The following is a 25760-nucleotide window of genomic DNA, read 5'->3' as shown; positions in this document are numbered from 1 at the left end:
CGTTTTCGAGCGAAGTGGATACCGGTTCGCGCCAGGAAAACGCGTCGAAACAAGGATCCGAGGCCTTCGGCGTCTACGTGCACTGGCCGTTCTGCCTGTCGAAGTGCCCCTATTGCGACTTCAACAGCCATGTCCGCCACGCCGCGATCGACGAGGCGAGGTTCGCCTCCGCTTTTGCTCGCGAGATCGCAACGACCGCCGAGCGTGCGCCCGGCCGCCAAGTCACCTCGATCTTCCTCGGCGGCGGCACGCCGTCCTTGATGCAGCCTGCAACGGTCGGCGCGGTGCTCGACGCGATCGGCAAGCACTGGACCGTCGCCAGCGACGTCGAAGTGACGCTGGAGGCGAACCCGACCAGCGTCGAGGCCACGCGCTTCGCAGGCTATCGCAGCGCCGGCGTCAATCGCGTGTCGCTCGGCGTCCAGGCACTCGACGATGCCTCGCTGAAGGCGCTGGGTCGCATGCACAGCGCGCGAGAGGCGCTGGATGCCGTCGCCATCGCGCGCCGCTCGTTCGACCGCTATTCGTTCGACCTGATCTACGCCCGCCCCGACCAGACGCCGGCGATGTGGGCCGACGAGCTGCGTCTTGCGATGGATGAAGCGGCCGAGCACCTGTCGCTCTACCAATTGACGATCGAGGAAGGCACGCCGTTCTTCGGCCTGCACAAGGCCGGTAAATTGAAGACGCCGGACGAGGCGGTCGCGCGCGCGCTCTACGACGTCACGCAGGAGACCTGCGACAAGCTCGGTCTGCCAGCCTACGAGATCTCCAACCACGCCCGCCGAGGCGCCGAGTGCCGGCACAATCTGGTCTACTGGCGCGGCGAGGAATATGCCGGCATCGGCCCCGGCGCGCACGGCCGCCTCGACATCGAGGGCGTGCGGCACGCCATCGCCACCGAGAAGCGCCCCGAAGCCTGGCTGATGCGGGTCGAGACCGGTGGCCATGGCATCGTCACCGACGAGCTGCTCAACAGCGAGGAGCGCGCCGACGAATTCCTGCTGATGGGGTTGCGCCTCGCTGAAGGCATCGACCCCGAGCGCTACAAGGCCCTTTCGGGTCGCCCGCTCGACCCCAAGCGCATCGCGCTGCTGCGCGAGGAAGGCGCGATCACGGTGGACCCGACGGGCCGCCTGCGCGTGACCAGCAGCGGATTCCCGGTGCTGGATGCGGTGGTCGCGGATCTGGCGGCGTAAGCCTGAGCGCCTAAATCAGCGCTCCCTCGCCCGCTTGCGGGAGAGGTAAACCATCACGCCCCAAAGCTCTTCGGTGAGCCCGCGACCGCAACACCGCCACCTTGCGTCACCTTCATCACCGCGAGCCCGCGCTCGTTCGTGCCGTCGGCGCGGAAGCGGAACAGGCCGTCGATGCCGGCGAAGCCGGAAGGATTGGTGAGCACGTCGGACGAGAAGCGCGTGGTGCCTTGCGTGCGCGCGAGCGCGGCGACGAGAGCGACCGCGTCATAGGCGAGCGTCGCGGTGCGGATCGGCTCTGCGCCGTATTTGGTACGGTAGCGGCCCGAGAAGGCGCGGAAGCCGGCCGGGTCGGGCGCGGCGTAGAGGCCGCCCTGAAGCGCCGGGCTCGCATAGACGCGCGGATTGTCCCACAGCCCGGTACCGAGCAGCTGGATGTTGCGCAGGTTTGAGCCTGCCGCCGTCATGGCATCCGCCACCGTCACGACGGCATCGCCGTCGTCGGCGATGAACAGCGCATCCGCGCTGCCAAGCTGCTGCGCCACGGTGCGCGCCGGGGTGGCGCGGTCGGCGCCATATCTCTCGAACGCGACGATGCGCCCGCCGCGCCGCGGCACTGCCGCCTTCACCGCGGCCTCGACGACATTGCCATAGGCATTGTCGGGCACCAGCACGGCGACGGATCGCTTTCCGATGCTGGCGGAATATTCGATAATGCGGTTGACGTCGGACTCCGGCAGGAAGCTCAGGAGATAGACACCGCGTCCGGCGATGCTGGAATCGGTCGAGAAGGCGATGACGGAAATGCCGCGCGTGCGCGCGACCTGCGCCACGGCCGGCACGGACTGTGCAAACAGCGGCCCCAGGATGATCTCGGCGCCTTCGTCGACCGCCTGCTGCGCACCGGCTTGCGCGCCTTGGGGGCTGCCATTGTCGTCCTTGATCAGGAGCTGGATGTTCGGATTCTGGAACTCGGCCAGAGCCATCTCGGCGGCGTTGCGCATGGATTGCGCGGCGAGGCCGGCATTGCCGGCCGCCGAGAGCGGCAGGATCAGGCCGACCTTCACGCCGCCGGTGCCGGCGGTCGTGGCCTGTTGCTGCGGACCTGCCGGCTGGGCCGGCGGCGCGGAACTCGAGAACGGATTGGAGAATTGGCTGAGGCTTTGCTGCACGCCGGCGCAGGCCGACAGCACGGGCGCGCCGAGCAACAGGCCGAGCGCACTCCGCCGGGTCGCTCCCGACGAGCGGAACCCCGGAACGGGAGACTTTGGATGACGCGGGCCCACCATGGCAGCTTCTCTTCTGACCGGCCGTCGCCAGCCGCTCATGACATTCCTTCCGCGACACAGGCCGCGGATTCAGGCATATAGTCGGCGAATAGTTAACCGAAACAAAAGGATAATAACCGCTTAACGCGGAAGCCTCCCCGTCCCGGCAACTGCTCGCCGTCTTCGTTCAGCATCAAGGCGGCGTTTCCGTCGTGAATATGGCGCGAAGGTCCCCATTCCCGCCCCGCGTGATCTTGATCGATCACATTCCCGTCCGTTATCCGCCCCACCTCGGCACCATCTTTTTCAGCCAGCCGGTTCCCAGCCCTGCGGATCATGCCTAAGTTGACCCATTATGCGCGCAAACCCGGCTCCGATAAATACGTCAGAAGCTCAGGACGCCGCCCCGCGCGGTTTCTCCATCGATGCCCATCGGCTCACGGCGTCGAAGGCCGCACCGGGCCTCCACCTGGTCGCAACCCCCATCGGCAATCTCGGCGACATCACGCTGCGCGCGCTGCAGACGCTCGCCGGCGTCGATGTCATCTTCTGCGAGGACACCCGCATCACGCGGCGCCTGACGGAGCGCTACGCCATTGCGGCCCAGCTCAAGCAATATCACGAGCACAACGCCGAAGCCGCGCGACCAAAGATTCTGGAAGCGCTCGCGGCTGGCGGCTCGGTCGCGCTGGTCTCCGACGCGGGCACGCCTCTGATTTCCGATCCCGGTTTCAAGCTGGTGCGCGAGGTCTGCGCCGCCGGCCATGCGGTGCATGCGCTGCCCGGCCCGTCCTCGGTGCTGGCAGCCCTGTCGGTCGCCGCGCTGCCGACCGATCGCTTTTTCTTCGAGGGCTTCTTGCCGGCGAAATCCGCCGCGCGCCGCGCTCGCCTGGCCGAGCTTGCACGTATCGACGCCACGCTGGTGATGTTCGAATCGGGCAATCGGATGCAGGCCACCCTGACCGACCTCGCCGAGATCATGGGCGAGCGGGAAGCCGCAGTCTGCCGCGAGCTGACGAAATTGCACGAAGAGGTCAGGCGTGCGCCTCTGGCCGAATTCGCGCGGCAGGCCGACGCGCCTGAGACGCGCGGCGAATTCGTCCTGGTGATCGGCCCGCCTGCAGCCGACGCCGAGGTGCTGGCATCGGACGCACTCGACGATCTCTTGCGCGAGCAGCTTGCCGCTCACACCGTGAAGGACGCCGTGGCGCACGCGGTGGCGCTCTCGGGGCGGCCGCGCCGCGAGGTCTATGCCCGCGCGCTCGAGCTCGCGAAGGATCTGCGAGGCGGCGATGGCGAAGACTGAGAACCCCCGGGAACCAAAGGTCGCCTCGCCCGAGCGCGTCGCCGCGTTTCGCACCGGCATCTCCGCCGAGAGCCGCGCCGCGGCCTATCTGATGGCCAAGGGCTACCGCATCCTCGCCAAGCGCTACCGCACCCCGCATGGCGAGATCGACATCGTGGCGCGCCGACGCAATTTGATCGCCTTCGTCGAGGTCAAGGCGCGGGCGAGCCTGGACGACGCCGCGTTCGCCGTGACGCCCCGCCAGCAGCAGCGCATCATCGACGCCGCGCAAGGCTGGCTCGTGGCGCATCCCGAGCATGCCGAATTCGAATTGCGATTCGACGCCATGCTGATTGCGCCGCGCTCGCTTCCGCGCCATGTGTTGGCGGCATTCGACGCCTCGACCTGAAAGGCAGACCATGAAGCTCAACGTCGCCGTCCAGATGGACCCCATTGCCCGCATCAACATCAAGGGCGATTCCACCTTTGCGCTGCTTCTGGAGGCGCAGAAGCGCGGTCATGGCCTGTCCTATTACACGCCCGACAAGCTCTCGATGGTCGGCGATGAACTGGTCGCACCGGTTCAGCTCCTGACCGTGCGCGACGAGCCCGGCAATCACTTCACTCTCGGAGAGCCCAGGCGCGAAGCGCTGAACGGCTTCGACGTGGTGCTGCTGCGCCAGGACCCGCCGTTCGACCTCGCCTACATCACCTCGACGCATTTCCTGGAGCGCATCCATCCGAAGACGCTGGTGGTCAACGATCCCGCCTCGGTGCGCAACGCGCCGGAGAAGCTGTTCGTGATGAATTTTCCGCAGCTGATGCCGCCGACGCTGATCTCGCGCGACCTCGACGAGATCAATGCGTTTCGCGACAGGCACGGCGCCGTCGTGATGAAGCCGCTGCACGGACATGGCGGCGCGGCGGTGTTCCGCGTGATGCCGCAGGACATGAATTTCGGCTCGCTGTTCGACATGTTCTCGGTCACTTTCAAGGAGCCCTGGGTGATCCAGCAATTCATCCCGGAGGTGAAGCACGGGGACAAGCGCATCATCCTGGTCGACGGCGAGTTCGCCGGCGCGGTGAACCGCGTGCCGGCCACTGACGACCTGCGCTCCAACATGGTGCGCGGTGGGGCGGCACAGGAGACCGAGCTCACGCCGCGCGAACGCGAGATCTGTGCGACGCTCGGCCCGGCGCTGCGCCAGCGCGGCCTGTTGTTCGTCGGCATCGACGTCATCAACGGCAACCTCACCGAGATCAACGTGACCTCACCGACGGGCATCCGCGCCATCGCGCGGCTCGGCGGCCCCGACGTCGCGGCGAAGATCTGGGACGTGATCGAGCACAAGCGTAAGAAGTAGCTTCTTGCGGCCCGGATGCGCGCGGCGACCTCGCGCTGCGCGCTAACCACCCGTTCACCATGGTGCCCCCGCGCCTCACGCGGACGCGCGTGTCAAACTGCGTTAAACTACGGAGCCGCGGGCCGGTCGAATAACGCCGCGTTCACCATCTGCCGAAATCCGGCATCGCGACTGACGCGCGCGTTCCGCCTCGCAACACCCCTTATACTTTTACTCCCTACTCATCGACACGGGGGAACACGCCAGGTGCGGTTCGAGTACCCCGCGTAAGAGTAGAAGAGTATGAATACCGCACGCATTGTCGTTCTCGTCATTGCGCTGGGCGCCGGCGGCGTCGCTGCGTATCTGGCGAGCGGCTACCAGAACGCGCCCGCGCCTGTCCTGTCCGTTGCCGAGAAGCTGCCGACGGTCGAGGTCCTCGTCGCGAAGAACGACATCCAGCTTGGCCAAGCCGTCAAGCCCGACGACCTGCAATGGCAGGCCTGGCCGGCGGCGACCGCGAGCAGCGCCTTCATCCGCCGCGACAGCAGGCCGGAGGCGCAGACCCAGATCGCCGGCTCGATCGCACGCGTGCCTCTGATGCAGGGCGAGCCGATCCGCGAGCAGAAGCTGGTCAGGGCCGAGGGCTCCGGCTTCATGGCCGCAATTCTGCCGTCCGGAATGCGCGCCGTTTCCACCGAGATTTCCGCCGAAACCGGCGCAGGCGGCTTCATCCTTCCGAATGACCGCGTCGACATCGTGCTGACCCGCCGCCTGAAGAATCCGGATGGCGACAACGGTCCGACCGGCGGCAACGACCTCGTTTTGTCCGAGGTCATCCTCACCAATATCCGCGTGCTCGCGATCGACCAGGCGCCGAAGGAAAAGGACGGCCAGAACGCCGTGGTCGGCAAGACCGTCACGCTCGAGCTCCGGCCCGACCAGGTCGCCACGCTCTCGGCCGCACGCCAGGGCGGGACGCTGACGCTCGCGCTGCGCAGCATCGTCGATGCCAACGCGGTCGACGGCACGCCCGAGGATCAGGCGATCAGGCGAACGGGCGGCGTGAACGTGATCCGCTACGGCGTGCAGGCACGGCAACTGACGTCACAGAAGTGATGGGGACAGCATGAACTACGGGGGTGAAAGGTCGGGCATGCGCATTCGGGGGAAGCGCGCGCGCTCGTTCCTGGCGGGGACGGTGTTGATGCTGGGGCTGCTCGCGGCTTCCGATGTCGTCAGCGCCGCGGATGCGCCGGTCGGCGACCAGGCGCCGATGCAGGCGTCGGACCTTGGCCTGTCGCCGGTCGCGACCGTCGCCCCGGCGAGGACGCGCTTCCTGTCGCTCGGCGTCGGCAAATCCGTCGTCATCGACCTGCCGCGCGAGGTCAAGGACGTGCTGGTGGCCGATCCCAAGATCGCCAACGCGGTGATTCGCTCGGCCCAGCGCGCCTACATCATCGGCGGCCAGGTCGGCCAGACCAACGTGGTGTTCTTCACTGCCGACGGGCAGCAGGTCGCCTCCTACGACATCGCTGTGAAGCGCGATCTCAACGGCATGCGCACGGCGCTGCGCCAGTCCCTGCCAGGCGTGCAGATCGAAGGCGTCGGCGACAGCGTGATGCTGACCGGCTCGGTGTCGAGCCCGGTCGAGGCCCAGCAGGCCGGCGACGTCGCTGCAAAGCTCGTCGGCGGCTCGGACAAGGTCGTCAACAACATCGTCGTGCGCGGCCGCGACCAGGTCATGCTCAAGGTCGTGGTCGGCGAAGTCCGCCGCGATATCGTCAAGCAGCTGGGCGTCGATCTCAGCGCCAGCCTCAACGCCGGCACGGCGGTGGTGAATTTCAACAATTCCAACCCGTTCTCGGTGGCTGGCGGGCCGATCGTCGGCAGCAATGGCCTCGGCCTCGCCGGCGTTTCCAAGGGCGTCGCCACGGTCAGTGCCACGATGCGGGCGATGGAAAGCGCCGGTGTCATGCGCACGCTGGCCGAACCGAGCCTCACCGCGATCTCGGGCGAATCCGCAACCTTCATCGCCGGCGGCGAATTCCCGATTCCCGCAGGCTATTCCTGCGACCCGGTCACCCACGTCTGTACCACCCAGATCAGCTACAAGAAGTTCGGCATCTCGCTCAACTTCACCCCGGTCGTGCTCAGCGAGGGCCGCATCAGCCTGCGCGTGATGACCGAGGTCTCGGAGCTGTCGAATACGAACTCGATCACGTTGACGCAGGCGGTGTCCGCGACATCGAGCAACTCGATCACCATCCCTTCGATTCAGACGCGCCGCGCCGAGACGACGCTGGAAATTCCCTCGGGCGGCTCGATGGCAATGGCCGGCCTGATCCAGCAGCAGACCAAGCAGGCGATCAACGGCCTGCCCGGCATCGACCAGGTGCCGATCATCGGCGCGCTGTTCCGCAGCCGGGACTTCGTCAACAACGAGACCGAGCTGATGGTGATCGTGACGCCCTATGTGGTGCGCGCGGTCGCCCAGAAGGAATTGTCGCGTCCCGACGACGGCTTCGCACCGGCATCGGATGCGCAGACGGCGCTGCTCGGCCGCATGAACCGCCTCTATGGCGTCGCGCGCCGCGTCGATCCGATCAACGGCGCGCCCGATGATTTCGGCTTCATCATCGACTGAAACGAACGGTTTGGGGACCGGCAGGAACGGGGCAAGAGGGGACCAGGCGATGATGACAACATCAGCCGATCGACGTCGCAACCGACGGATCGCGCTGGCATTGACGGCCCTGTCCGTCATGCTCGGCGCCTGCAACACCACGGAGATCGTCACCCAGACGGTTCCGACCGACTATCGCCAGCGCCACCCGATCGCGGTGCAGGAAGGCAAGAAGTCGATCGTGATCTTCGTCGGCAAGGCGAGGGGCGGCCTCTCGGCCGCACAGCATTCGGACGTCGCCGGCATTGCCCGGGAATGGTTGCACGAAGGCACCGGCTCGATCGTCGTCGACGTTCCCGTCGACACCGCCAATTCGCGCGCGGCGGCCGCGACCTTTCAGGAGATCCGGTCCGTGCTCACGTCCGCAGGCGTGCCATCGCGTGCCGTCGTCCAGCATCCGTATCGCCCCGAGGACCCCGGGCTGCTGCCCACCATCCGCTTGAGCTATTCCAAGATCAAGGCAGTCGCGGGCCCCTGCGGGCTGTGGCCTGAAGACATCGGCCCCAACATCCTCGACCCCGGCTATAACGAGAACCGGCCCTATTTCAACCTGGGTTGCGCCAGCCAGCGCAATCTCGCAGCGATGATCGACAATCCGGCCGACCTCGAGCAGCCGCGCGGCGAGACGCCCGCCTATACCGCACGGCGCAACATCGCCTTCGAGCGCTACCGCAAGGGCACGCCGATCGCGACGCCCTCACCCGACGCCGACAAGGCCAAACTCAGCGATACCGGCAAATGACAGGCATCCACGAAGACGCGGACGATCCGCGGCACCCCGAGGAACATATCGCACCGGTTCCCCGTATTTCGGTGCAAGCCTTTTGCGAGACCGAGCAGACGCTCACTGCGGTGACCGCGGCGGGTCAGGATCGCCGGCTTGCCAAGGCCCACCTCACCGCGAAGGAGGGCGGCCTCGCCGCGGCGATCGAGGTCTATGAATCGATGCCGACCCCGAACGTGATCGTCATCGAATCCGACGGCACGCGCGACATCCTCGAGGGGCTCGACGACCTCGCCGGCGTCTGCGATCCCGGCACGCGCGTGGTGGTGATCGGCAACCCCAACGACACCGCGCCCTATCGCGAGCTGGTACGCCGCGGCGTCAACGATTACGTGGTCGGACCGGTCGAGACCCTCGATGTCGTCCGCTCGATCTGCAGCCTGTTCTCGGCCTCCGAGGCCATCATCACCGGCCGCGTGATCGCGGTGGTCGGCGCCAAGGGTGGTGTCGGTGCGTCCACCGTCGCGCATAATGTGGCCTGGACCATCGCCCGAGACCTTTCGCTCGATTCAGTCGTGATCGACCTCGACCTCGCCTTCGGCACCGCCGGCCTCGACTACAACCAGGATCCGGTGCAGGGCATCGCCAACGCGGTGCTGTCGCAGGACCGGCCGGATACCGCGCTGATGGAGCGGCTGCTCGCCAAATGCACCGATCGTCTCAGCCTCCTGGCAGCGCCCGCCACGCTCGACCGGGTCTACGATTTCGGCGCCGAGGCTTTTGACGCGGTGTTCGACACGCTGCGCATGACCACGCCCTGCATCGTGCTCGACGTTCCCCATCAATGGTCCGGCTGGACACGGCGCGCGCTGGTCAACGCCGACGACATCGTGATCGTGGCCGAGCCCGACCTCGCGAACCTGCGCAACACCAAGAACATGCTGAGCGTGCTGAAGGCAGCGCGCCCCAACGACCGGCCGCCGCTGTACTGCCTCAACCAGGTTGGCATGCCCAAGCGCGCGGAGATCGAGGTCAAGGCGTTCGCCAAGACCATGGAGAGCCAGCCGATCGCGGTGATCCCGTTCGACTCGAAACTGTTCTCGACCGCAGCCAACAACGGCCAGATGATCGCGGAGGTCGCCAAGAACCATCGCACCACTCTTCTGTTCCAGAACATGGCGAACCGTCTCGCCGGCCGCGGCGAGGTGAAGAAGCCGAAGCGCTCGCTGCTCGAGCCGCTGCTGAAAAAGCTGAAAGGCAGGCCGGGGCGTGGATCAGCGCCACATCGCAAGGCGTCGTAAGCGCACACCAAAAAGGCGGATTACCTGTCCGCCCGCTGCTGCTTCTTGGCCAGCAGCTGCCGCAGCGCGGTGACCTTGGCCGCTGCCTGGTCCGGCGGCAGATCGGCTTTCACGAGGATTTCGGCCTCGGCCTCGCGGCCCTGCAATCCCAGCACGAGCGCGAGATTGGCGCGGACCCGCACATCGCTCTGATTGCGCTGATAAGCGCGGCCGAGCACCTGTTCGGCCTTCGCCAGATTGTTTTGCAGCATATAGGATAGGCCGAGATTGGACAGCACGGTCGGCTCGTCCGGCACGATCTTCAACGCCGCGGCGTAATATTGCTGCGCCTCCTCGTTGCGGCCGAGCTGATCGAGCGCTGCGCCCTGCGCCGACAGGATTCGCCAGTCCGGATCCTCAGGCGCATGCGCACGGCCGAGCACGTCGAAGGCCCGCTGGAAGTTGCCGCTGTCGGCGAGCGCGCGGCCATAGCCGGCGAGCAGCGCCTTGTTGTTGGGATGGGCAAGCACGGCCTGCTCCAGCACCGCGACGGCCTGCGCGCGCTGGCCGGTGTCGCGCAGCGCCTTGCCATAGGCGAGCGCGACGCCGGGATCGCTCGGCTTGGCACGATAGCGCTCGCGCAACGCGTCCAGCTCCGGCTTGGCGTCGGACCTGGCAGCCGTTTCCGATTTGGCGCCGAGCGCGCCGGTCACATCCTCTATGCCATTGGTCTGGCAGCCGCCGAGGACAAGGACCAAGAACGCAGGAAGCAGGAATCTCGCCGAAGCAAGGGCGGGGTACGGACGCTTGGACATACTCTGATCACTCGGCGACTGATCAGAGATGCTGACCGATTAACGCTAAAGCCTCGTTAAAGAGGCGGTGCTCAAGACCTTAATCGACGAACTCGGCGCCGAACTCGCAGCCGATGCGCCAGCGGAGGCGGCATTGGCGGGAATAGTCGGGCGCGAAGATGATGGTGAACTGCGGCGGCACTTCCAGGAATTCCGCCACCACTTTCACGCCGCCATCCGAAATATCCGTGATCGTGCAATCCCGCGGCAGCGAGCCCGCGCCAAAATGGATCTTGGCGAGCCGGCTGCACACCCGACGTTCGCTTCTCCGGCGATTTACCAGCATGTTGCTACTTCACTTGTTAGACCACGGCCCATCCCGCACCCTCAGCAGTAGCGGACATTCGTTGGAATGTGCTGAGGACAGAAGCCCGCATTCGAAACGTAGTCTCCGCGACGCGTTTACGATTGGTTAGGACTTGCATGGCTACGGCGAATTGTTCCCGTATTGTTCTTGCGAGGCGGGGGTGGTGCCTCAGTTTGAAATTGTTGTTACCGGACTACTCCGTAAAAAGTGATTCGGCTCAATAGGTTAGTAACCTATTGATTTTTCGGTAGGAATCGATTATGTTTCCCTCAATCCGGCGTGAGTCCGAAAAGGCTGGCCCCAAGTAAGAATTTCTGTCGGAGGGAGAGGGTGTTTCGCCCTCGTCGGGGGCCTTGGGCCCCCGGTTTCCGTTTAGGGAAGGCGCTTTATCCCCCAACCCATAATGACCCCGTTCCAAGGATTTCGCCGATAGCGATCCTTTGTGAGTATTTCGACCACCTTCAACCCAAAGGGTGCAGTCATTGGGGGCTGATTTGCATATCCCTCGCGCACGTTGTGGTGGCTCGGGTGAGCAATCATATCGACAAGCTGCAACCCGCAGATGTTGTTCTCTTTCGGATCAAACTTCAGTTCGTGGGAAGTAAGCCGCTTTTGAACTGTCGCGGCCGGAATGTTGGTCGTGCCATTCATGTGAATGTATTTGAAGGCAGCCTTTAGTTTTTTGTCTACGCGCCTGAATCTCGGCTCCGCAACTACGTCACCAACTTGGTCGTGGCTGTTGAGCCAAAGCACATAGCGTTCAACAAGAGCAGTCAGACAATAATGGTACGGGTTGAAGTGCCATACCTGGTATCTATTCAAATGCTCAATCTTGTCGATCATTACTGTGATCGCGATGTAGGGGAGACTTTTAATTAAGCCCAAGATTCGAGTTTCCCACTCGGTATTTACAGCTGGAATCCAGAGTGCGTCGAAGGGCTTTTCTTTTCGAACGATTTCGCGACGATGCAGGATCACCGGATTTGTGACGGGATGGTGCGCAAACAGGTCAGTCTTTAACTTCTCAATCTCTGGGGTAATTACGTGGTCGTGACCATGAAGTTTGGTAATAATACCCGTGAGACTTAGAAACCGCTCGCTTTCAGGCGGGTTCATGTCCTCATTACCGACCTCGTCGATGTACAAACGGCACGTCATAGCAACGCTGCAAGGCTCTTTTTGTAAGGCCCTCGCTTCTTTGGAGGGCCTTCGCGCCGATCAATTAGCGTAACGATGTCGCTCATTTCCAGCGGTGACGAGACGAGCCCAGCCGCCATGGCTGGCGTGCTCCCCTTGAGCGCTTTGTGCGACCGAACGAAATTATACCAGACGAAATAGAGTGACAGCGCGTGGTAGTGGTTCTCCACCTTTTTTGAGAAGGCATTGGTAAGCCGGGTAAAGCGGCGCATCGACATGCGCATCGTAAGGTTCTGGCGCTCCACAAACGACGTAGAGACATGCGCGATGTCAGGCGAACCAAGGATTAGATCCTTTTCGATGCCAATCAGCTTCGCGGGGCTGTAACGCCTCTGTGGCTGCGGATCGCTGCCGTACAGCTTCACCAGCATTCCATAGTCCACGCCATCCGGACCAAACTCCTGGCTGACTGCATGGAGGTAAGCCTTGTGGCCGTCCGTCGTGAGCTGGATGCGGTTGGCGAGGCGCGGCTTAAGGTCGGCAATGAAGGCGTTGGCCGCGCTCGCGTCGCGATCTCCGACAAGCCAAGTCAGGATCAGCTTGGAGTCGGCATCGATAGCGGTCCACGTCCACACGTCGCCGGAGCCGATCGGCGCAGCCTTGGCACTCGCGACGTTCTTTGCCTTGGCATAGGCGAAGCTCCAGATTTCATCGCATTGAATGCGCTCGGACTTCACGTTGCGGACGGTGGCGTCATGGAAGGCGGCGCAAGCACTGCCGGCATCGACCAAGAGCTTCGTGACAGTGTTTAGGGAAACGTCGGTAACCCGCGAGATGGAGCGCATAGAAGAACCCTCGCAGAGCATCTGGAGGATTTGGGCGCGCTTCTCGGTGGGGAGCTTGTTCATGCCCCCAGAATGCAATCATGATTGCTTTTTGTCAAGCATTTTGTTCATTTTGATTCCTTCAAGCATAAGTCATTGATTCATTTTGAGAAAGCCTCAAAATGATATTGCAGGTACCTGCAATGTGTGCTTAAAAGAACGTGGCCCCGCCGGGACTAGAACCCGGAACCTACCGATTAGCAATCGGTCGCTCTGTCCAGTTGAGCTACGAGGCCGACGTACCGGTGGAGCCGGAACCGGCGAGGTGTAGCGACCTCAACCAGCCCGACCCGGCATCACGGTATTTCACGGACGATGAGCCACATCGCGCTTGTCTCCTTTCTTGATCAGAACCGTCTTACGAACTGCCCCGGCGTCTCACCGCCGGGGTTCTTCGTTTCGCCCTTAGGCTCGACGAAGAACCACAAGCGCCCATCACGCCTTGCCAAATCATCTTTCGAAAGGCGGTAGAGCGTCATTCCGATTGTTTTGTCGTGAAGCTTTACATTCCGGGAGGACTCGTAGGCTTGGCGGATATCCGCAGCCTTAATCCCAGTTTCACCTGCCACCCTAAGAGCGTCGATCGTGAACTCGCGCACGCTTTGGGTGGGCTCGCCGAGCCCCGCGAACGTTGTCTGTTCGAAATCCTCCCCGTCTTCCGCCGCGCCATTCTCGCTATCTTCCTCCTCACCCTCTTCCTGCTGCCGAGTTGGCGGCGGAGGAGGAGGCAATGGAGGCGGAGGGGCCATAATCGATGACTTGTCTACCAGGACAACGGCTTGCCTCTCGGCCTCCGCTAGCCCGTCCCTGATGGCGCTATTGTAGAGATCAGCTCCGATGCGGGCTGTGACGCTCTTCCACACCTCTTCCTGTGCGGTGTCGATGTCATAGAGAGAAAAAGCGACCTTTAGATTTGCCAGCGCTAGATTTGCTTGCTGGATACGCTCCATTACGCGAGCGTTGATCTCCTGCGCAGCTTTGCGGGTCTCAAACGCCTTAACATAGCGTGTGAGCAACGATGCGATGGCTGAATTGTCGAGGTCGTTAACCATGATGCCGTTCCGGTGCAGTCCGGAACAGGTAACACAATTCAGGTAGTCAACGCAACCCCATCATATTTGGTAGTCAACGCTTTGTTGACCACCTTGATTCCGCAGCTTTTTTTGCCGACGCTTTTCTATCTTCAGCTGAAAGCCGCGCCGCCCGGACCTTCCCGCCGATCTTTCCACCCTTCGCCCGATTCGGCGCCCTGCTGGGGGCGTCCTCGACTTCGCCGGTGGCGATCCTGCCGATCAGCATGGCGTTCTGTACGGTGTCGGCGTGGCGCTTCTCGCCCTTGGGGCCTTTAGGCATGGTTAGGCCTTCTCGAATTTGAAGGTTACGTCCTCATCATAGAGCGAAGTATCCGGATTTAGCCGCCGAAACTCGCTAAAAGCGATCTCGATTCCGGCTTTCACGTCTGCCGTATAAAACGGGTACTCAAAGAAGGGCTGGCCTTTTTTCAGGGCCACCATTTTCATGACTTCCATCGCTCACCTCACCGCCTAGGCCCCTATCCTACCATAGGCGGGGCGCCATCTTAGCTGGCGTCAAGGCTGGCCAATTTCAAACTGAGGCACCACCGAGGCGGGGCGCTTGCTGCTACCCTCGATTGTGAAAGAACGGGCAGGCTGGTTCGAGCATGGTTCAGCGGGTTTCCACCGTCGCCTTTGAGGGGATCGAGGCCCGCGCGGTCGATGTGCAGGTTCAGGTCGCCCCCGGCCTGCCGGCCTTTGCCATCGTCGGCCTGCCGGACAAGGCGGTGTCGGAGGCGCGCGAGCGGGTGCGCGCGGCGCTGATCGCCTCGGGGCTGGCACTGCCGGCGCGGCGGATCATCGTCAATCTGGCCCCGGCCGACCTGCCCAAGGAAGGCAGCCATTACGACCTGCCGATCGCGCTCGGGCTGATGGCGGCGATCGGCGCCATCCCGCCGGATGCGCTGGCCGGCTTCACCGTGCTCGGCGAGCTCGGTCTCGACGGCTCGATCGCGCCGGTGGCCGGCGTTCTTCCCGCGGCAATCGGCGCCAATTCGCGCGAGGAAGGGCTGATCTGCCCCGCGGCCTGCGGCTCCGAGGCGGCGTGGGCGAGCCCGGACATCCAGATCATCGCGGCGAGTTCGCTGATCCAGATCGCCAACCATTTCAAGGGCACGCAGGTGCTGTCGCGGCCCTCGCCGAAGGTGCACGAGGCCGCCGCCTCCACGCTCGACCTGCGCGACATCAAGGGCCAGGAGAGTGCCAAGCGGGCGCTGGAGATCGCAGCCGCCGGCGGGCATCATTTGCTCATGATCGGCGCGCCAGGGGCCGGCAAGTCGATGCTGGCGGCGCGGCTGCCCTCGATCCTGCCGCCGCTGTCGCCGGGCGAGCTGCTCGAAGTCTCCATGATCGCCTCCGTGGCCGGCGAGATCGAGGGCGGCGCGCTGACGGCCCGGCGGCCGTTCCGCTCGCCGCATCATTCCGCCAGCATGGCCGCGCTCACCGGCGGCGGCATGCGCGCCAGGCCCGGCGAGATCTCGCTGGCACATCAGGGCGTGCTGTTCCTCGACGAATTGCCGGAGTTCGATCCGCGCGTGCTGGATTCGCTGCGCCAGCCGCTGGAGAACGGCGAGGTCGCGGTGTCGCGCGCCAATCACCGCGTGACCTACCCCGCCCGCTTCATGCTGGTCGCCGCGATGAATCCCTGCCGCTGCGGCAATGCGTTCGAGCCCGGCTATGCCTGCAAGCGCGGCCGCATCGACCGCTGCACCGGCGACTACCAGGCGCGCATCTCCGGTCCGCTGATGGACCGCATTGACCTGCGCATCGAGGTGCCGGCCGTGACCGCGGCCGACCTGATCCTGCCGCCGCCGGCCGAAGGATCAGCCGAGGTCGCCGCGCGCGTGGCGGCGGCGCGCGACATCCAGCTCGCGCGCTATGCGGATGCGGGCCTGCCCCACATTCGCACCAATGCCGAGGCGCCCGCCTCCGTGCTGGAGGAGATCGCAAGGCCGGATGCGCAAGGCCAAAAGCTGCTGCGCGACGCCGCCGAAACCATGCGCCTGTCGGCACGCGGCTATCACCGCGTGCTGCGGGTGGCGCGCACCCTGGCGGACCTCGATCATTCCGACAAGATCGGCCGACTGCACCTCGCCGAAGCCTTGTCCTACCGCGCGCTCGCGGAGGATGTGCGGCAGATGGCTTGAGCGCCTTGCGCATCAACCCGGCGGTAACGAGTTTCCTTTACGCTCTGCAAACCATAAGGCCCAACGCGTTTCGGTCGTAAGTTCACAAGGGCCCGGCGAGTACAGCGTCATGTTGCGTTTCAAGTTCCTGGCCTCGGTCGTTCCCCTGTTGGCCGCTGCGGTGTTCGCCCGCGCAGAGATCGGGTCGGTTTCGCATCCCTGCATCGCGCTTGGCGAAACAACGGTGGAGCTCACGCCCCTGTTCTGGACTGCTGGCGTGCATGTCGCCTTCACCGACGATCCCGCGCGAGCCACGGTGCGGGTCCAGATCACCGACGACGCGGACACGGCGGACTTCACCGTGGTGGACGGCCTTGGTTCCGAGCCGGACTCCTGCCAGGCCAATCCGTCGACGCGACTCGTCTCGATTGCTGCCCAGCCCGTCGATGGCGGCCAGGTGATCTATCTCTCCAGCGAAGGACCGGCGGATTACCGCATCTATGTGCGCTCGAAGACGTTCTCGCAGCGCGAGGCGGCGGCACTGATCGTCGGCGCTCGCGGCGGCCAGCGTCATCTCCAGGCGGCCTCGCTGTAAAGCCGTTAACATCTCGTCAACCCTGTTTGGAGGCAGTGCGAAGGCCTCAAGTTGTTCGCAAGGTCGGCGCGCCATCGTCGCCCGCGGCAGCGGGGTTTCAGGCGAGAGTCGGGGTCGATGGCGATGGGTCGGACGTTCCGGATCAAGGTGCGCATGCGCCGCTTCAGGCGCCAGCATCCCAGACTAGCCTTCGCGATCCGCTCCTTCCTGATTTTCTCGGCGACGTTCGGCGGCGCTTACGGCTTCGTGTCCGGCAGCCGGTCCGAGAACGCCGGTTACGATCCGCACGCATTTGCGATCGGTGCGAGCTTCCTGTTCGCGCTCGCCTGCCTCGGCCTTGCGACGCTGAGCATACGTCTGCGCTTCGTCAACAAACGGCTGCGAACGCTCGCCGCCCACAATGAGGCGTTGATCGACCGCAATTGGGAGCTGAAGGAAGCGGAAGAACGAGCGCGCAGCCTGTTCGAGCAGCAGGGCGATCTCATCGTGCTGCGCGATACCAGCGGCCGCATCACCTTTGCCAACGAGGCCTATTGCGCACTCGCAGGACAGGCGCGCAGCGCGTTGGTCGGCACGCGGTTCGATTTCGACGTGCTGGAGCAGGGCGACAGTGCGCGCGAGAGCAACGGCACGCGCATCCACGACCAGAAGATCGCGACCCCGCTCGGCGCGCGCTGGATCGCCTGGCGCGAGGGCTATGTCCGCGCCGATGCCGGACAGCCCGCCGAACTGCAGAGCGTGGGGCGCGACGTCACCGACCGGACCGAGAGCGAACGCGCATTGTCCGACGCGCGCGACCAGGCCGATGCAGCCAACCGGGCCAAATCGCGCTTCCTCGCAATGGCCTCGCACGAGATCCGCACGCCCCTGAATGGCATCATCGGCATGGGCGGCCTCCTGCTCGACACCAATCTGACACCGGAGCAGGCGACCTATGCCAGGGCGGTGAAGACCTCGGGCGAGGCCCTGATGGCACTGATCGAGGAACTACTCGACTATTCCAAGATCGAGGCCGGCAAGCTCGACCTCGACCAACGTCCCTTCGGCCTCTCGAGTTTGGTCGAGGAGATCACCGAGCTGCTCGCGCCCCGCGCGCAGGCGAAGTCCCTCGAGATCGCAGCCTATGTCGACGAGCGCCTCCCGCTGGAGGTGGTCGGCGACGCCGCGCGGCTGCGCCAGGTGCTGCTCAACCTCGCAGGCAATGCCATCAAGTTCACCGCAAGCGGCGGCGTTGCGCTGATCGTCGAGCCAGGCATCTGGCCGAACGAGATCAGCTTCCTGGTCCGCGACACCGGCATCGGCATCGCAGCCGAGGCCCAGCAGCGCATCTTCCGCGAGTTCGAGCAGGCCGACGAGCGGGTCGCCCGCACCTATGGCGGCACCGGGCTCGGGCTTTCCATCAGCGAGCGCATCGTCAAGCGCATGGGCGGCCGGATCACGCTCGAAAGCGAACCGGGCAAGGGCTCGACCTTCGAGGTCGCGGTGCCGCTGCCGTCCTCGCAGGCCAACGCCGCGCAGACGGCTTTTCCCAGCCCCGACCTCTCCGGCAAGTCAATCCTCCTCGTCGCCGCCGGCATCGAGGCATCCTTGATCGCGCGGCGGCTCGAGCGCTGGGGCGGCCAGACCTGCATGGTTGCAGATGCGGCGGTCGCCGACGCATTGCTGCCGGAACGCTCATGGCATGCGGTGCTGATCGATCGCGAGATCGGTCCTGCCGTTGCCGACCGTCTGGGTGAGGCGGCCCGCGCGCATGCTCTGCAGCGCCTCGTGCTGCTGACGCCGAGCTCGCGCCACGAGAAGCTGTCGCCGGCGTTCACCGGCTTCCTGGTGAAGCCGCTGCGCGCGGCCTCGCTTGCCGCACGCCTCGCCCTGACGCCTGAGGTCGCCTCGCCCGATCTCGCGCCGGAACCGCCGGCGGCGTCCGCCGGCGCAGCACCGGCGAAAGGCCTGGCGATCCTCGTCGCCGAAGACAACGAGATCAACGCATTGCTGATGCGCTCGCTGCTGACCAAGCTCGGCCACCGCGTCGTCATTGCGATCAACGGCGAGACCACGCTGGAATCCTGGCTCGCTGCCTCGTCCGCCGGCACGCCCTACGATCTCGTGCTGATGGACATTCAGATGCCGCAGCTCGACGGCATCGAGGCCACAAAACGCATCCGGGCCCAGGAGGCCGCCACCGGCGGCCACCAAACACCGATCCTGGCGCTCACCGCCAACACGCTCGTGGAGGATCGCTATGCCTGCTTCGAGGCCGGCATGAACGGGTTCCTGATCAAGCCGCTCGATCGCGAAAAGCTCGAGGAGGCGCTGGCGGGGCTGGCCGCGTCCCGGCCGGTGGCGGTCCCGAGTCCGACGGGAACCTGATCTCGACCGACAATCCATAATTGAAATCGGCCACGTTGCGCGTCAACATCCTCCGGGGCATTTTGCAATAGAGGATATTGCGCATGAACGTGCTTTGCCGCCTCGCACTCATTGCTCTCTTCGCCGGCATCTCCCAACACGCCGCAGCCGATACGCCGGAACTCATCTCTTCCCTCAAGCAAGGCGGCTACGTCCTGATCTTCCGGCACACGGCGACCGACGACAGCCAGAAGGATGTCTACCCCTTCAAGTTCGACGACATGAGCGCCCAGCGTCAGCTCAGCGACAAGGGCAGGGACATGGCGCGCCAGATCGGAACAGCTATCAAGGACCTCGCGATCCCGGTCGGCGATGTCTACACCAGCAGGCTCAACCGCGCGGTCGAGGCCGGCAAGCTGATCTCGGGCCGGGAGGTCAAGCCGGTGGATGCACTCACGGACAGCAGCAACGCCAGCGCATCCGGAATGGCAAACCCGACTGGCGCCAATGCTAAGGCCGGGCAGGCCGTGCGCCAGCTCGTCGATGCACCGCCGAAGCCAGGCACCAACACATTCCTGGTCACCCACAAGACGAACATTGCCGACGCCTTCGGCAAGGAGGCCGGCAACGTGCAGGAAGGCGAAGCTTTCGTCTACAAGGCCAGCGATTCCGGGCCCGCCGGCTTTGCGGGACGCATCAAGATCGTGGATTGGACCGCGAAGCCCGGCCAGTGATGGGCGGCGTAGCTCCGCCCGAACGGCCGGCGCGAAGGAAAGTCCGGACCATCTCACGGCCGATCGCCGCAAGGACGTTCTGACGCACTGTCAGAGCTGGCGGGCTGGCGGCCAGCACCGGGCGGGTTCACGAGCGAATGTTCCGGCCAGATCTCGGCAAACCGGTGCCCAAACGCCGCGGCGACGCAGCGGAACAATCGGGCCGGCGTGACTTGCCGCTCCGCCACGATGCTGTGATACGGACGTGTCATGACGAGCGACCGAAAGGCTGGCGACCACGTGAGAACCTCAGAAGACCGTTCATTCCTCATCTTGCTGGCGGCGATCTCCGTTGCTTTCGGGTGGGTGCTCTGGCCATTCTCCGGCGCATTGCTATGGGCCACGCTGCTGGCCATCATTTTCGCTCCGCTTTATCGACGCGTGCTGGAAACCCTCCCGGGAAGGAACAATCTCGCGGCGTTGTTCACGGTCATCGTCGTCATCGTGATGGTCCTGATACCTGTGGCGATCGTGGTCGCTTCGCTCGTCGACCAGGGAGCGGAGCTGTATCAGCGCATCCAAAGCGGGGAGATCAGTTTCGCTCATCCCCTGCAGCAGCTGAAATCCGCGCTGCCGGGCTGGGCTGCTTCCCTGTCGGATCGTCTGGTCGGCATTGATTTTTCGGCCCTTAGGGAACGCCTGTCGGGTCTGGTCGTCCCAGCCGGGCAACAGCTTGCCGGGCATGCGCTCAACATCGGACAGTTGACGGTGGAGTTCGTCGCAAGCCTGCTCGTGATGTTGTATCTGCTGTTTTTCCTGCTGCGTGACGGTGAAGAGCTCAACGCACGCATTCGCGACGCACTTCCGCTCCGCCCAGGCCACACCAACGAGATTCTCGATGCCTTCACCCTCGCGGTTCGCGGAACGATCAAGGGGATCGTTCTCGTCGCCCTCATTCAGGGTGCGCTGGGCGGGCTCATCTTCTGGCTGCTCGGGTTGACTGCGCCGCTGCTGGCCGGCGCGCTCATGGCGCTGGTCTCGCTGCTGCCCGTGCTCGGGTCCGCCCTGGTCTGGGTTCCGGTCGCGCTCTACCTGCTCGTGTCGGGGGCAGTCACGAAGGGTCTCATCCTGCTCGCTTTCGGCACCTTCGTGATTGGCCTTGCGGATAATTTTCTCCGCCCGATCCTGGTCGGCCAGTCGATCCAGATGCCGAGCTACGTCGTTCTGCTTGCCACCTTGGGCGGCCTTGCGAGTTTCGGCGCGAACGGCTTCGTCATCGGCCCGCTCGTCGCCGCGATGTTCCTGACGGCGTGGCACATCTATGTCGGCTCGAAAGTGCCGCAGGAGGCCCGGAAGTGACCGTCATTCCGCGGCGCGAACGGACGCTCGGCACCAGCCGGGTTTGGGATCCGCCCGATCCGGAATGATCTGGCGTTGGCGATAAACCGGGGCGCGGACAGCTTGTCGGGCGGCGCCTGGCTTCCTCGGAAGATGGTGTCTGCCTGCGCCGCGCGCTTGCAGTGCGGGCACACGAAGAGATGCGCGATGACCGGGGTTGGCTCGTCTGCGAGCAGTTCCGAGCGGAACCACTTCATCTCCACATGGCAGTCTGGGCAGGTCGGGGCTTCCAGCTGCTCCGCAGCGCTCCTGAGACGATCAACCATGGTGTCCTCCCCGCCGTTTTGCGAGAGTTAGCGGAATACCGTTGGCCGGTCTGCATCAAAAGATACTCTGACTGAACTGCCAAGACCCACATTCATCGCCGTGAATTACAGCCGCCTGAGCGCCACGCTCTCGACCGTGTGGTCGGCGCCCTTCTTGAGAATCAGCGTCGCGCGTGGGCGGGTCGGCAGGATGTTGTCCTCGAGATTGGCGAGGTTGGTGCGCTCCCAGATCGCGATCGCGGTGGCGGTGGCTTCCTCGTCCGACAGCAGCGCGTAACGGTTGAAATAGGATTTCGGATCGGTGAAAGCGGTGTCGCGCAGGGCCAGGAAGCGCTTGATGTACCATTGCCGCAGCGCCACTTCGTCGGCGTCGATATAGACCGAGAAGTCGAAGAAGTCGGAGACGACAGGCACCGCCTTGCCGTCACGCGGCAGCTTGCCGGTTTGCAGCACGTTGACGCCCTCGACGATCAGGATGTCGGGCTGGTCGATCTCGGCCCACTGGTTGGGCACGATGTCATAGGTCAGATGCGAATAGACCGGCGCGCGCACATGGCGGCGCCCGGCCTTGATGTCGGAGAGGAAGCTGAGCAGCAGCGGCAGATCGTAGCTCTCCGGAAAGCCCTTCTTCTGCATCATGCCGTGCCGCTCCAGCACCGCATTGGGATAGAGAAATCCGTCAGTGGTGATCAGCTCGACCTTCGGACGCGGCGACCAGCGCGCCAGCAGCGCCTGGAGCACGCGGGCGGTGGTGGACTTTCCGACCGCGACCGAGCCGGCGACGCCGATGATGTAGGGCACCTTGCGGTCGCGGATGTTGAGGAACTGGCGCTCTGCGTAATACAGGCGCTGCATCGCATCGACATAGATCGACAACAAGCGCGACAGCGGAAGATAGATGTCCTCGACCTCCTGGAGGTCGAGGCGATCGTGCAGCGAGCGCAGCCGGTCGAACTCGCCCGGCTCCAGCGTCATCGGCGTATCATCGCGCAAGCGCGCCCACTGCTCGCGCGTGTAGACGCGGTACGGATTATACTGCTGCTCGGGTGCGCGGATATCCATGACGCGGTCTTTCCGTTGCGAACTGTTCGCCCTAGCCTAGCCGCCCTTGCGCGACGCTTTCTCTTCCAACCCCGACATCGAGGTCCGCTTCTCCAGCGCGGCCTCGACCTCCTCCAGCTTTATGCCGCGTGCCTTCAACAGCACAAGGAAATGATAGAGCAGATCGGCACTTTCAGCGATCAGATGCGCGCGATCGTTTTCGACTGCAGCGATTACAGTTTCGACTGCTTCCTCGCCGAACTTCTTGGCGCAATGCTCGGCGCCCTTGTCGAGGAGCTTGCGGGTATAGGACGCTTCGCCGCCGGAAGCCGCGCGGGCATCGATGGTCTCGGCCAGATCATGAATTGTGAAACGCTGCATCGGACTTACTCAAAAACACACGGGACCACGGCGGCCGTTCGCGGCTGCGAGCGTAGCATTCTTATGAACCGGAGTCGTCAGGCATCGAGGCGCATCGGCAGTCCCCGTCGCGCCATGTGCTCCTTGGCTTCGCGGATGGTGAATTCCCCGAAATGGAAGATCGAGGCGGCGAGCACCGCGGTGGCGTGCCCGTCGCGGATACCGTCGACGAGATGATCGAGATTGCCGACGCCGCCAGAGGCAATGACGGGAACGGGAATGCTGTCGGCGATCGCCCGGGTCAGCGGGATGTCGAATCCCTGCCTGGTGCCGTCGCGGTCCATCGACGTGAGCAGGATCTCGCCGGCGCCGAGCGAGACCACTTCCTGGGCATATTCGACCGCGTCGATGCCGGTCGAGTTGCGGCCGCCATGGGTGAAGATCTCCCAGCGGTCGCCGCCGGGGCGCTTGACGCGCTTGGCGTCGATCGCGACCACCACGCACTGCTCGCCGAATTTCTCGGCGGCTTCCTTGACGAACTCGCGTCGCGACACCGCCGCGCTGTTGATCGAGACCTTGTCGGCGCCGGCGCGCAGCAGCGTCTTGATGTCGTTGACCTCGCGCACACCGCCGCCGACCGTGACGGGCATGAAGCAGGCTTCCGCCGTGCGCCGGACCACATCGAGCATGATGCCGCGGTTCTCATGGGTCGCTGTGATGTCGAGGAAGGTGAGCTCGTCGGCACCGGCGGCGTCATAGGCGATCGCGGCCTCGACGGGATCGCCGGCGTCCCTGAGATCGACGAAGTTGACGCCCTTGACGACGCGGCCGTCCTTGACGTCGAGGCAGGGGATCACGCGCACCTTGAACATCGGATGTCTCCTAGGCGGCGCGCGCGTCGCGGATCAGAGTGAGGGCGGCGGCGGGATCGAGCCGGCCGTCATAGAGCGCGCGCCCGGCGATCGCGCCGGCGAGCTTTTTCGCGCGCGGCATCAGCATGGCTTTCACGTCTTCGATCGAGGCGAGACCGCCGGAGGCGATCACGGGAATGGAGATGGCGTCGGCCAGCGCAATTGTCGCATCGAGGTTCAGCCCCTTGAGCAGGCCATCGCGCGCGATGTCGGTGAAGATGATGGCGGCGACGCCGGCGTCCTCGAACCGCTGCGCGATCTCGAGCACCGTCACCTGAGAGGTCTCGGCCCAGCCTTCGACCGCGACCTTCCCGTCGCGCGCGTCGAGCCCGACCGCGACGCGGCCGGGAAATTTCTTCGCCGCAGACTTCACCAACTCCGGATCGCGCACCGCGGCGGTACCGATGATGACGCGGGTGATGCCCTTGTCGAGCCAGGCTTCGACGGTCTTCAGATCGCGGATGCCGCCGCCGAGCTGAACCGGAATCTTGATCGTCTTCAGCATCGCCTCGACGGCTTGCGCGTTCACCGGCTTGCCGGCGAAGGCGCCATCGAGGTCGACGACGTGGAGATACTCGAAGCCCTGCTCGACGAAGCTCTGCGCCTGCGCGGCCGGGTTGAGATTGAACACGGTCGCGCGTGCCATGTCGCCTTGCTCGAGACGCACGCACTGGCCGTTCTTGAGATCGATCGCGGGAAAGAGGATCATGTCATACCTTTTGCCGTTCTCCTCGAGAGAACGGCGCTGCCACCCATGCACCCCGTGGAAGGCGTCGTAGTCGTCACGGTTTCCATCGCAGGAAGTTCGAGATCAGGGCCAGCCCGAACCGCTGGCTCTTCTCGGGGTGGAATTGCGTACCGATCGCCGTGTCCTTGCCGACGATGGCGGTCACGGGCCCACCATAATCGGCGCGCGCGAGCACGTCCGCCTCGCTGGCGGCATTGAGGTGATATGAGTGCACGAAATAAGCGTGCTGGCCCTTCGGGCCGAGCGGCAGCTTGTTCAGAACCGGATGCTCCTGCAGCACCTCCAGCGTATTCCAGCCCATGTGCGGGATCTTCAGGCTCTCGTCCCGCGGCCTGATCTTCTCGACGTCGCCGCCGATCCAGTTCAGGCCTTCGGTGATGACGTGCTCCTTGCCGCGGCTTGCCATCAGCTGCATGCCGACGCAGATGCCGAAGAACGGCCGCGCCTTGACGCGCACCGCCTCGTTGATCGCCTCGACCATGCCGTTGACGGCATCCAGCCCCCGCCGGCAATCGGCGAAGGCGCCGACGCCCGGCAGCACCAGGCGGTCGGCCTCGTAAGCCTGATCGGGATCGCTGGTGACGAAGACCTTTTGCGGGCTCTCCAGGCTGCGCGCGGCGCGCTCGAAGGCCTTCGCGGCGGAATGCAGATTGCCGGAACCGTAATCGATGATGGCAACGCTCATCTTGATCCTCCCGGTTCCGGAAACAATCCGATGATGCCGCCGGCCGGAATCGGCGGCGGGTTCGAGAATTGCTGACCCGGCGTGCTGCGGGTCGGCGGCGGGCCGCCGCGGTCGACGGCCCATTGGTCGTTGACGATGCCGTGCTGCTTCTGGCTCCAGCGCTCGAAGAAGCGGCGTTCGGCGGTGTCGCCGTTGTCGGCAATCACGACATCGAGCTGCCGCCACTTGCCGCGCGACAACGTCCAGCGGCGCAGGCTCGATGCCTCGAAGCCCATCAGCAGCGCGACCACGAGATTGGCAAAGACGATCGAGCTGCGGCCGATCCCGAGGCTGGACAGACCCGCGCTGAACGCGGCGGTGAAAAGCACCCAGCCAATCAGCGCCAGCCAGAGCCGGTTCCACAGCAGCCAGAACGGGCCGAAGATCATCGCCCAGAAATGGAAGCCGTCGCGCACGAACACGAACTTGTCGGTCGCGCGCAGATCGGCTCCGCCAGGGGAGGGAGCATGAACTGTGTAGACAGGCATGGTGATG

Annotated in this window: 28 protein-coding genes and 1 tRNA gene; 13 read left to right on the top strand and 16 right to left on the bottom strand. The window is 64.6% G+C overall.

The features are described 5' to 3' along the window. Positions 1-14 precede the first annotated feature (14 nt). Positions 15-1199: a radical SAM family heme chaperone HemW gene (hemW, locus tag K408_RS0111445; protein WP_051160660.1), complete on the top strand. Its 1185-nt coding sequence runs from the start codon at positions 15-17 to the stop codon at positions 1197-1199. A gap of 53 nt (positions 1200-1252) precedes the next feature. Here hemW and K408_RS0111440 read toward each other — a convergent pair whose 3' ends face one another. Continuing rightward, positions 1253-2485 (bottom strand): penicillin-binding protein activator, encoded by a 1233-nt coding sequence (locus K408_RS0111440; RefSeq protein ID WP_024338661.1) that lies wholly within the window; start codon positions 2483-2485, stop codon positions 1253-1255. A 334-nt stretch (positions 2486-2819) separates the two neighbouring features. Between K408_RS0111440 and rsmI the strand changes: the two genes are divergently transcribed. The 7 genes from rsmI to K408_RS0111400 all read left to right on the top strand — a co-directional run bounded on the left by rsmI (position 2820) and on the right by K408_RS0111400 (position 9803). Next, a complete protein-coding gene (gene rsmI, locus K408_RS0111430; RefSeq protein ID WP_024338662.1) occupies positions 2820-3770 on the top strand; it encodes a 16S rRNA (cytidine(1402)-2'-O)-methyltransferase in 951 nt (316 codons plus the stop codon). After that, complete coding sequence (locus K408_RS0111425) at positions 3757-4158, top strand: YraN family protein (RefSeq protein ID WP_024338663.1); 402 nt, start codon at positions 3757-3759, stop codon at positions 4156-4158. Before rsmI ends, K408_RS0111425 begins: the two co-directional genes overlap by 14 nt. A 10-nt stretch (positions 4159-4168) precedes the next feature. After that, positions 4169-5113 (top strand): glutathione synthase, encoded by a 945-nt coding sequence (gene gshB, locus K408_RS0111420; RefSeq protein ID WP_024338664.1) that lies wholly within the window; start codon positions 4169-4171, stop codon positions 5111-5113. A gap of 282 nt (positions 5114-5395) precedes the next feature. After that, the gene (cpaB, locus tag K408_RS0111415) at positions 5396-6211 is read left to right on the top strand and encodes a Flp pilus assembly protein CpaB (RefSeq protein ID WP_024338665.1); all 816 of its coding nucleotides are present in this window, start codon (positions 5396-5398) and stop codon (positions 6209-6211) included. A gap of 10 nt (positions 6212-6221) precedes the next feature. Next, the gene (locus K408_RS0111410; protein ID WP_024338666.1) at positions 6222-7739 is read left to right on the top strand and encodes a type II and III secretion system protein family protein; all 1518 of its coding nucleotides are present in this window, start codon (positions 6222-6224) and stop codon (positions 7737-7739) included. A 49-nt stretch (positions 7740-7788) separates the two neighbouring features. Next, complete coding sequence (locus tag K408_RS0111405; RefSeq protein ID WP_024338667.1) at positions 7789-8520, top strand: CpaD family pilus assembly protein; 732 nt, start codon at positions 7789-7791, stop codon at positions 8518-8520. Next, positions 8517-9803, top strand: a complete 1287-nt coding sequence (locus K408_RS0111400; protein ID WP_024338668.1) for a CpaE/TadZ family protein — start codon at positions 8517-8519, stop codon at positions 9801-9803. Before K408_RS0111405 ends, K408_RS0111400 begins: the two co-directional genes overlap by 4 nt. A gap of 20 nt (positions 9804-9823) precedes the next feature. On the opposite strand, the gene K408_RS0111395 is transcribed toward K408_RS0111400, so the two are convergent. The 8 genes from K408_RS0111395 to K408_RS42035 form a co-directional block, all read right to left on the bottom strand. Further along, complete coding sequence (locus K408_RS0111395; RefSeq protein ID WP_024338669.1) at positions 9824-10597, bottom strand: tetratricopeptide repeat protein; 774 nt, start codon at positions 10595-10597, stop codon at positions 9824-9826. A 79-nt stretch (positions 10598-10676) separates the two neighbouring features. After that, a complete protein-coding gene (locus K408_RS0111390; RefSeq protein WP_028145870.1) occupies positions 10677-10922 on the bottom strand; it encodes a PilZ domain-containing protein in 246 nt (81 codons plus the stop codon). A gap of 393 nt (positions 10923-11315) precedes the next feature. Beyond that, on the bottom strand, positions 11316-12089 hold the full coding sequence (locus tag K408_RS0111385; protein ID WP_196232367.1) for a DUF3800 domain-containing protein: 774 nt from the start codon (positions 12087-12089) through the stop codon (positions 11316-11318). 8 nt (positions 12090-12097) lie between these two features. Then, positions 12098-12988 carry a DDE-type integrase/transposase/recombinase gene (locus K408_RS0111380; protein ID WP_024338671.1) on the bottom strand — a complete coding sequence of 297 codons (891 nt, stop codon included), beginning with the start codon at positions 12986-12988 and terminating at the stop codon, positions 12098-12100. 138 nt (positions 12989-13126) lie between these two features. Beyond that, positions 13127-13200, bottom strand: a tRNA-Ser gene (locus K408_RS0111375). A gap of 111 nt (positions 13201-13311) precedes the next feature. Then, positions 13312-14016 (bottom strand): hypothetical protein, encoded by a 705-nt coding sequence (locus tag K408_RS0111370; RefSeq protein WP_024338672.1) that lies wholly within the window; start codon positions 14014-14016, stop codon positions 13312-13314. 73 nt (positions 14017-14089) lie between these two features. Beyond that, the gene (locus tag K408_RS37945) at positions 14090-14317 is read right to left on the bottom strand and encodes a hypothetical protein (RefSeq protein ID WP_035698010.1); all 228 of its coding nucleotides are present in this window, start codon (positions 14315-14317) and stop codon (positions 14090-14092) included. A gap of 2 nt (positions 14318-14319) precedes the next feature. Next, positions 14320-14493 (bottom strand): hypothetical protein, encoded by a 174-nt coding sequence (locus K408_RS42035; protein WP_155248365.1) that lies wholly within the window; start codon positions 14491-14493, stop codon positions 14320-14322. Between the two features lie 152 nt (positions 14494-14645). Here K408_RS42035 and K408_RS0111360 point away from each other — a divergent pair, with 152 nt between their 5' ends. The 5 genes from K408_RS0111360 (at position 14646) to K408_RS0111340 (ending at position 21176) form a co-directional block, all read left to right on the top strand. Continuing rightward, positions 14646-16184, top strand: coding sequence for a YifB family Mg chelatase-like AAA ATPase (locus tag K408_RS0111360; RefSeq protein WP_024338673.1), 1539 nt, complete (start codon positions 14646-14648; stop codon positions 16182-16184). A gap of 109 nt (positions 16185-16293) precedes the next feature. Next, positions 16294-16758, top strand: a complete 465-nt coding sequence (locus tag K408_RS0111355; protein WP_024338674.1) for a hypothetical protein — start codon at positions 16294-16296, stop codon at positions 16756-16758. A 123-nt stretch (positions 16759-16881) separates the two neighbouring features. Beyond that, on the top strand, positions 16882-19125 hold the full coding sequence (locus K408_RS0111350; protein WP_024338675.1) for an ATP-binding protein: 2244 nt from the start codon (positions 16882-16884) through the stop codon (positions 19123-19125). A gap of 83 nt (positions 19126-19208) precedes the next feature. Next, entirely contained in the window at positions 19209-19838 is a 630-nt protein-coding gene (locus K408_RS0111345) for a histidine phosphatase family protein (RefSeq protein WP_024338676.1), read from the top strand. A gap of 312 nt (positions 19839-20150) precedes the next feature. Next, complete coding sequence (locus K408_RS0111340) at positions 20151-21176, top strand: AI-2E family transporter (RefSeq protein WP_349509759.1); 1026 nt, start codon at positions 20151-20153, stop codon at positions 21174-21176. On the opposite strand, the gene K408_RS41035 is transcribed toward K408_RS0111340, so the two are convergent. From K408_RS41035 to K408_RS0111305, 7 genes are all read right to left on the bottom strand, one after another. Next, a complete protein-coding gene (locus K408_RS41035; RefSeq protein ID WP_024338678.1) occupies positions 21137-21481 on the bottom strand; it encodes a hypothetical protein in 345 nt (114 codons plus the stop codon). The two genes, K408_RS0111340 and K408_RS41035, sit on opposite strands and share 40 nt — an antisense overlap. Positions 21482-21586: 105 nt before the next feature. After that, positions 21587-22543 (bottom strand): type I pantothenate kinase, encoded by a 957-nt coding sequence (coaA, locus tag K408_RS0111330; RefSeq protein ID WP_024338679.1) that lies wholly within the window; start codon positions 22541-22543, stop codon positions 21587-21589. A 36-nt stretch (positions 22544-22579) separates the two neighbouring features. Beyond that, a complete protein-coding gene (locus K408_RS0111325; RefSeq protein ID WP_024338680.1) occupies positions 22580-22903 on the bottom strand; it encodes a phosphoribosyl-ATP diphosphatase in 324 nt (107 codons plus the stop codon). Between the two features lie 77 nt (positions 22904-22980). After that, entirely contained in the window at positions 22981-23754 is a 774-nt protein-coding gene (hisF, locus tag K408_RS0111320; RefSeq protein ID WP_024338681.1) for an imidazole glycerol phosphate synthase subunit HisF, read from the bottom strand. A 10-nt stretch (positions 23755-23764) separates the two neighbouring features. Then, positions 23765-24502, bottom strand: a complete 738-nt coding sequence (hisA, locus tag K408_RS0111315; RefSeq protein ID WP_024338682.1) for a 1-(5-phosphoribosyl)-5-[(5-phosphoribosylamino)methylideneamino]imidazole-4-carboxamide isomerase — start codon at positions 24500-24502, stop codon at positions 23765-23767. A gap of 73 nt (positions 24503-24575) precedes the next feature. Beyond that, positions 24576-25226 (bottom strand): imidazole glycerol phosphate synthase subunit HisH, encoded by a 651-nt coding sequence (hisH, locus tag K408_RS0111310; protein ID WP_024338683.1) that lies wholly within the window; start codon positions 25224-25226, stop codon positions 24576-24578. Beyond that, a complete protein-coding gene (locus K408_RS0111305; RefSeq protein ID WP_024338684.1) occupies positions 25223-25753 on the bottom strand; it encodes a DUF2628 domain-containing protein in 531 nt (176 codons plus the stop codon). The genes hisH and K408_RS0111305 overlap by 4 nt, the downstream gene beginning before the upstream one ends. Positions 25754-25760: the final 7 nt, after the last annotated feature.

The sequence above is a fragment of the Bradyrhizobium sp. in8p8 genome (assembly GCF_000426845.1).
Taxonomy (GTDB): domain Bacteria; phylum Pseudomonadota; class Alphaproteobacteria; order Rhizobiales; family Xanthobacteraceae; genus Bradyrhizobium; species Bradyrhizobium japonicum_C.
This window is presented reverse-complemented; position numbering and strand designations above follow the sequence as displayed.

Bases quoted from the DNA above. Each gene is read 5' to 3' on its own strand.
- K408_RS0111410 (WP_024338666.1), top strand. From the start codon at position 6,222: ATGAACTACGGGGGTGAAAGGTCGGGCATGCGCATTCGGGGGAAGCGC.
- K408_RS0111370 (WP_024338672.1), bottom strand. From the start codon at position 14,016: ATGGTTAACGACCTCGACAATTCAGCCATCGCATCGTTGCTCACACGC.
- K408_RS0111425 (WP_024338663.1), top strand. From the start codon at position 3,757: ATGGCGAAGACTGAGAACCCCCGGGAACCAAAGGTCGCCTCGCCCGAG.
- K408_RS0111355 (WP_024338674.1), top strand. From the start codon at position 16,294: ATGTTGCGTTTCAAGTTCCTGGCCTCGGTCGTTCCCCTGTTGGCCGCT.
- cpaB (WP_024338665.1), top strand. From the start codon at position 5,396: ATGAATACCGCACGCATTGTCGTTCTCGTCATTGCGCTGGGCGCCGGC.
- hisA (WP_024338682.1), bottom strand. From the start codon at position 24,502: ATGATCCTCTTTCCCGCGATCGATCTCAAGAACGGCCAGTGCGTGCGT.
- K408_RS0111350 (WP_024338675.1), top strand. From the start codon at position 16,882: ATGGGTCGGACGTTCCGGATCAAGGTGCGCATGCGCCGCTTCAGGCGC.
- K408_RS41035 (WP_024338678.1), bottom strand. From the start codon at position 21,481: ATGGTTGATCGTCTCAGGAGCGCTGCGGAGCAGCTGGAAGCCCCGACC.
- gshB (WP_024338664.1), top strand. From the start codon at position 4,169: ATGAAGCTCAACGTCGCCGTCCAGATGGACCCCATTGCCCGCATCAAC.
- K408_RS0111395 (WP_024338669.1), bottom strand. From the start codon at position 10,597: ATGTCCAAGCGTCCGTACCCCGCCCTTGCTTCGGCGAGATTCCTGCTT.
- rsmI (WP_024338662.1), top strand. From the start codon at position 2,820: ATGCGCGCAAACCCGGCTCCGATAAATACGTCAGAAGCTCAGGACGCC.
- K408_RS0111405 (WP_024338667.1), top strand. From the start codon at position 7,789: ATGATGACAACATCAGCCGATCGACGTCGCAACCGACGGATCGCGCTG.
- K408_RS37945 (WP_035698010.1), bottom strand. From the start codon at position 14,317: ATGCCTAAAGGCCCCAAGGGCGAGAAGCGCCACGCCGACACCGTACAG.
- coaA (WP_024338679.1), bottom strand. From the start codon at position 22,543: ATGGATATCCGCGCACCCGAGCAGCAGTATAATCCGTACCGCGTCTAC.
- K408_RS0111305 (WP_024338684.1), bottom strand. From the start codon at position 25,753: ATGCCTGTCTACACAGTTCATGCTCCCTCCCCTGGCGGAGCCGATCTG.
- K408_RS0111390 (WP_028145870.1), bottom strand. From the start codon at position 10,922: ATGCTGGTAAATCGCCGGAGAAGCGAACGTCGGGTGTGCAGCCGGCTC.
- hisH (WP_024338683.1), bottom strand. From the start codon at position 25,226: ATGAGCGTTGCCATCATCGATTACGGTTCCGGCAATCTGCATTCCGCC.
- K408_RS0111325 (WP_024338680.1), bottom strand. From the start codon at position 22,903: ATGCAGCGTTTCACAATTCATGATCTGGCCGAGACCATCGATGCCCGC.
- K408_RS0111380 (WP_024338671.1), bottom strand. From the start codon at position 12,988: ATGAACAAGCTCCCCACCGAGAAGCGCGCCCAAATCCTCCAGATGCTC.
- K408_RS0111360 (WP_024338673.1), top strand. From the start codon at position 14,646: ATGGTTCAGCGGGTTTCCACCGTCGCCTTTGAGGGGATCGAGGCCCGC.
- K408_RS0111440 (WP_024338661.1), bottom strand. From the start codon at position 2,485: ATGGTGGGCCCGCGTCATCCAAAGTCTCCCGTTCCGGGGTTCCGCTCG.
- K408_RS42035 (WP_155248365.1), bottom strand. From the start codon at position 14,493: ATGGAAGTCATGAAAATGGTGGCCCTGAAAAAAGGCCAGCCCTTCTTT.
- K408_RS0111345 (WP_024338676.1), top strand. From the start codon at position 19,209: ATGAACGTGCTTTGCCGCCTCGCACTCATTGCTCTCTTCGCCGGCATC.
- hisF (WP_024338681.1), bottom strand. From the start codon at position 23,754: ATGTTCAAGGTGCGCGTGATCCCCTGCCTCGACGTCAAGGACGGCCGC.
- K408_RS0111400 (WP_024338668.1), top strand. From the start codon at position 8,517: ATGACAGGCATCCACGAAGACGCGGACGATCCGCGGCACCCCGAGGAA.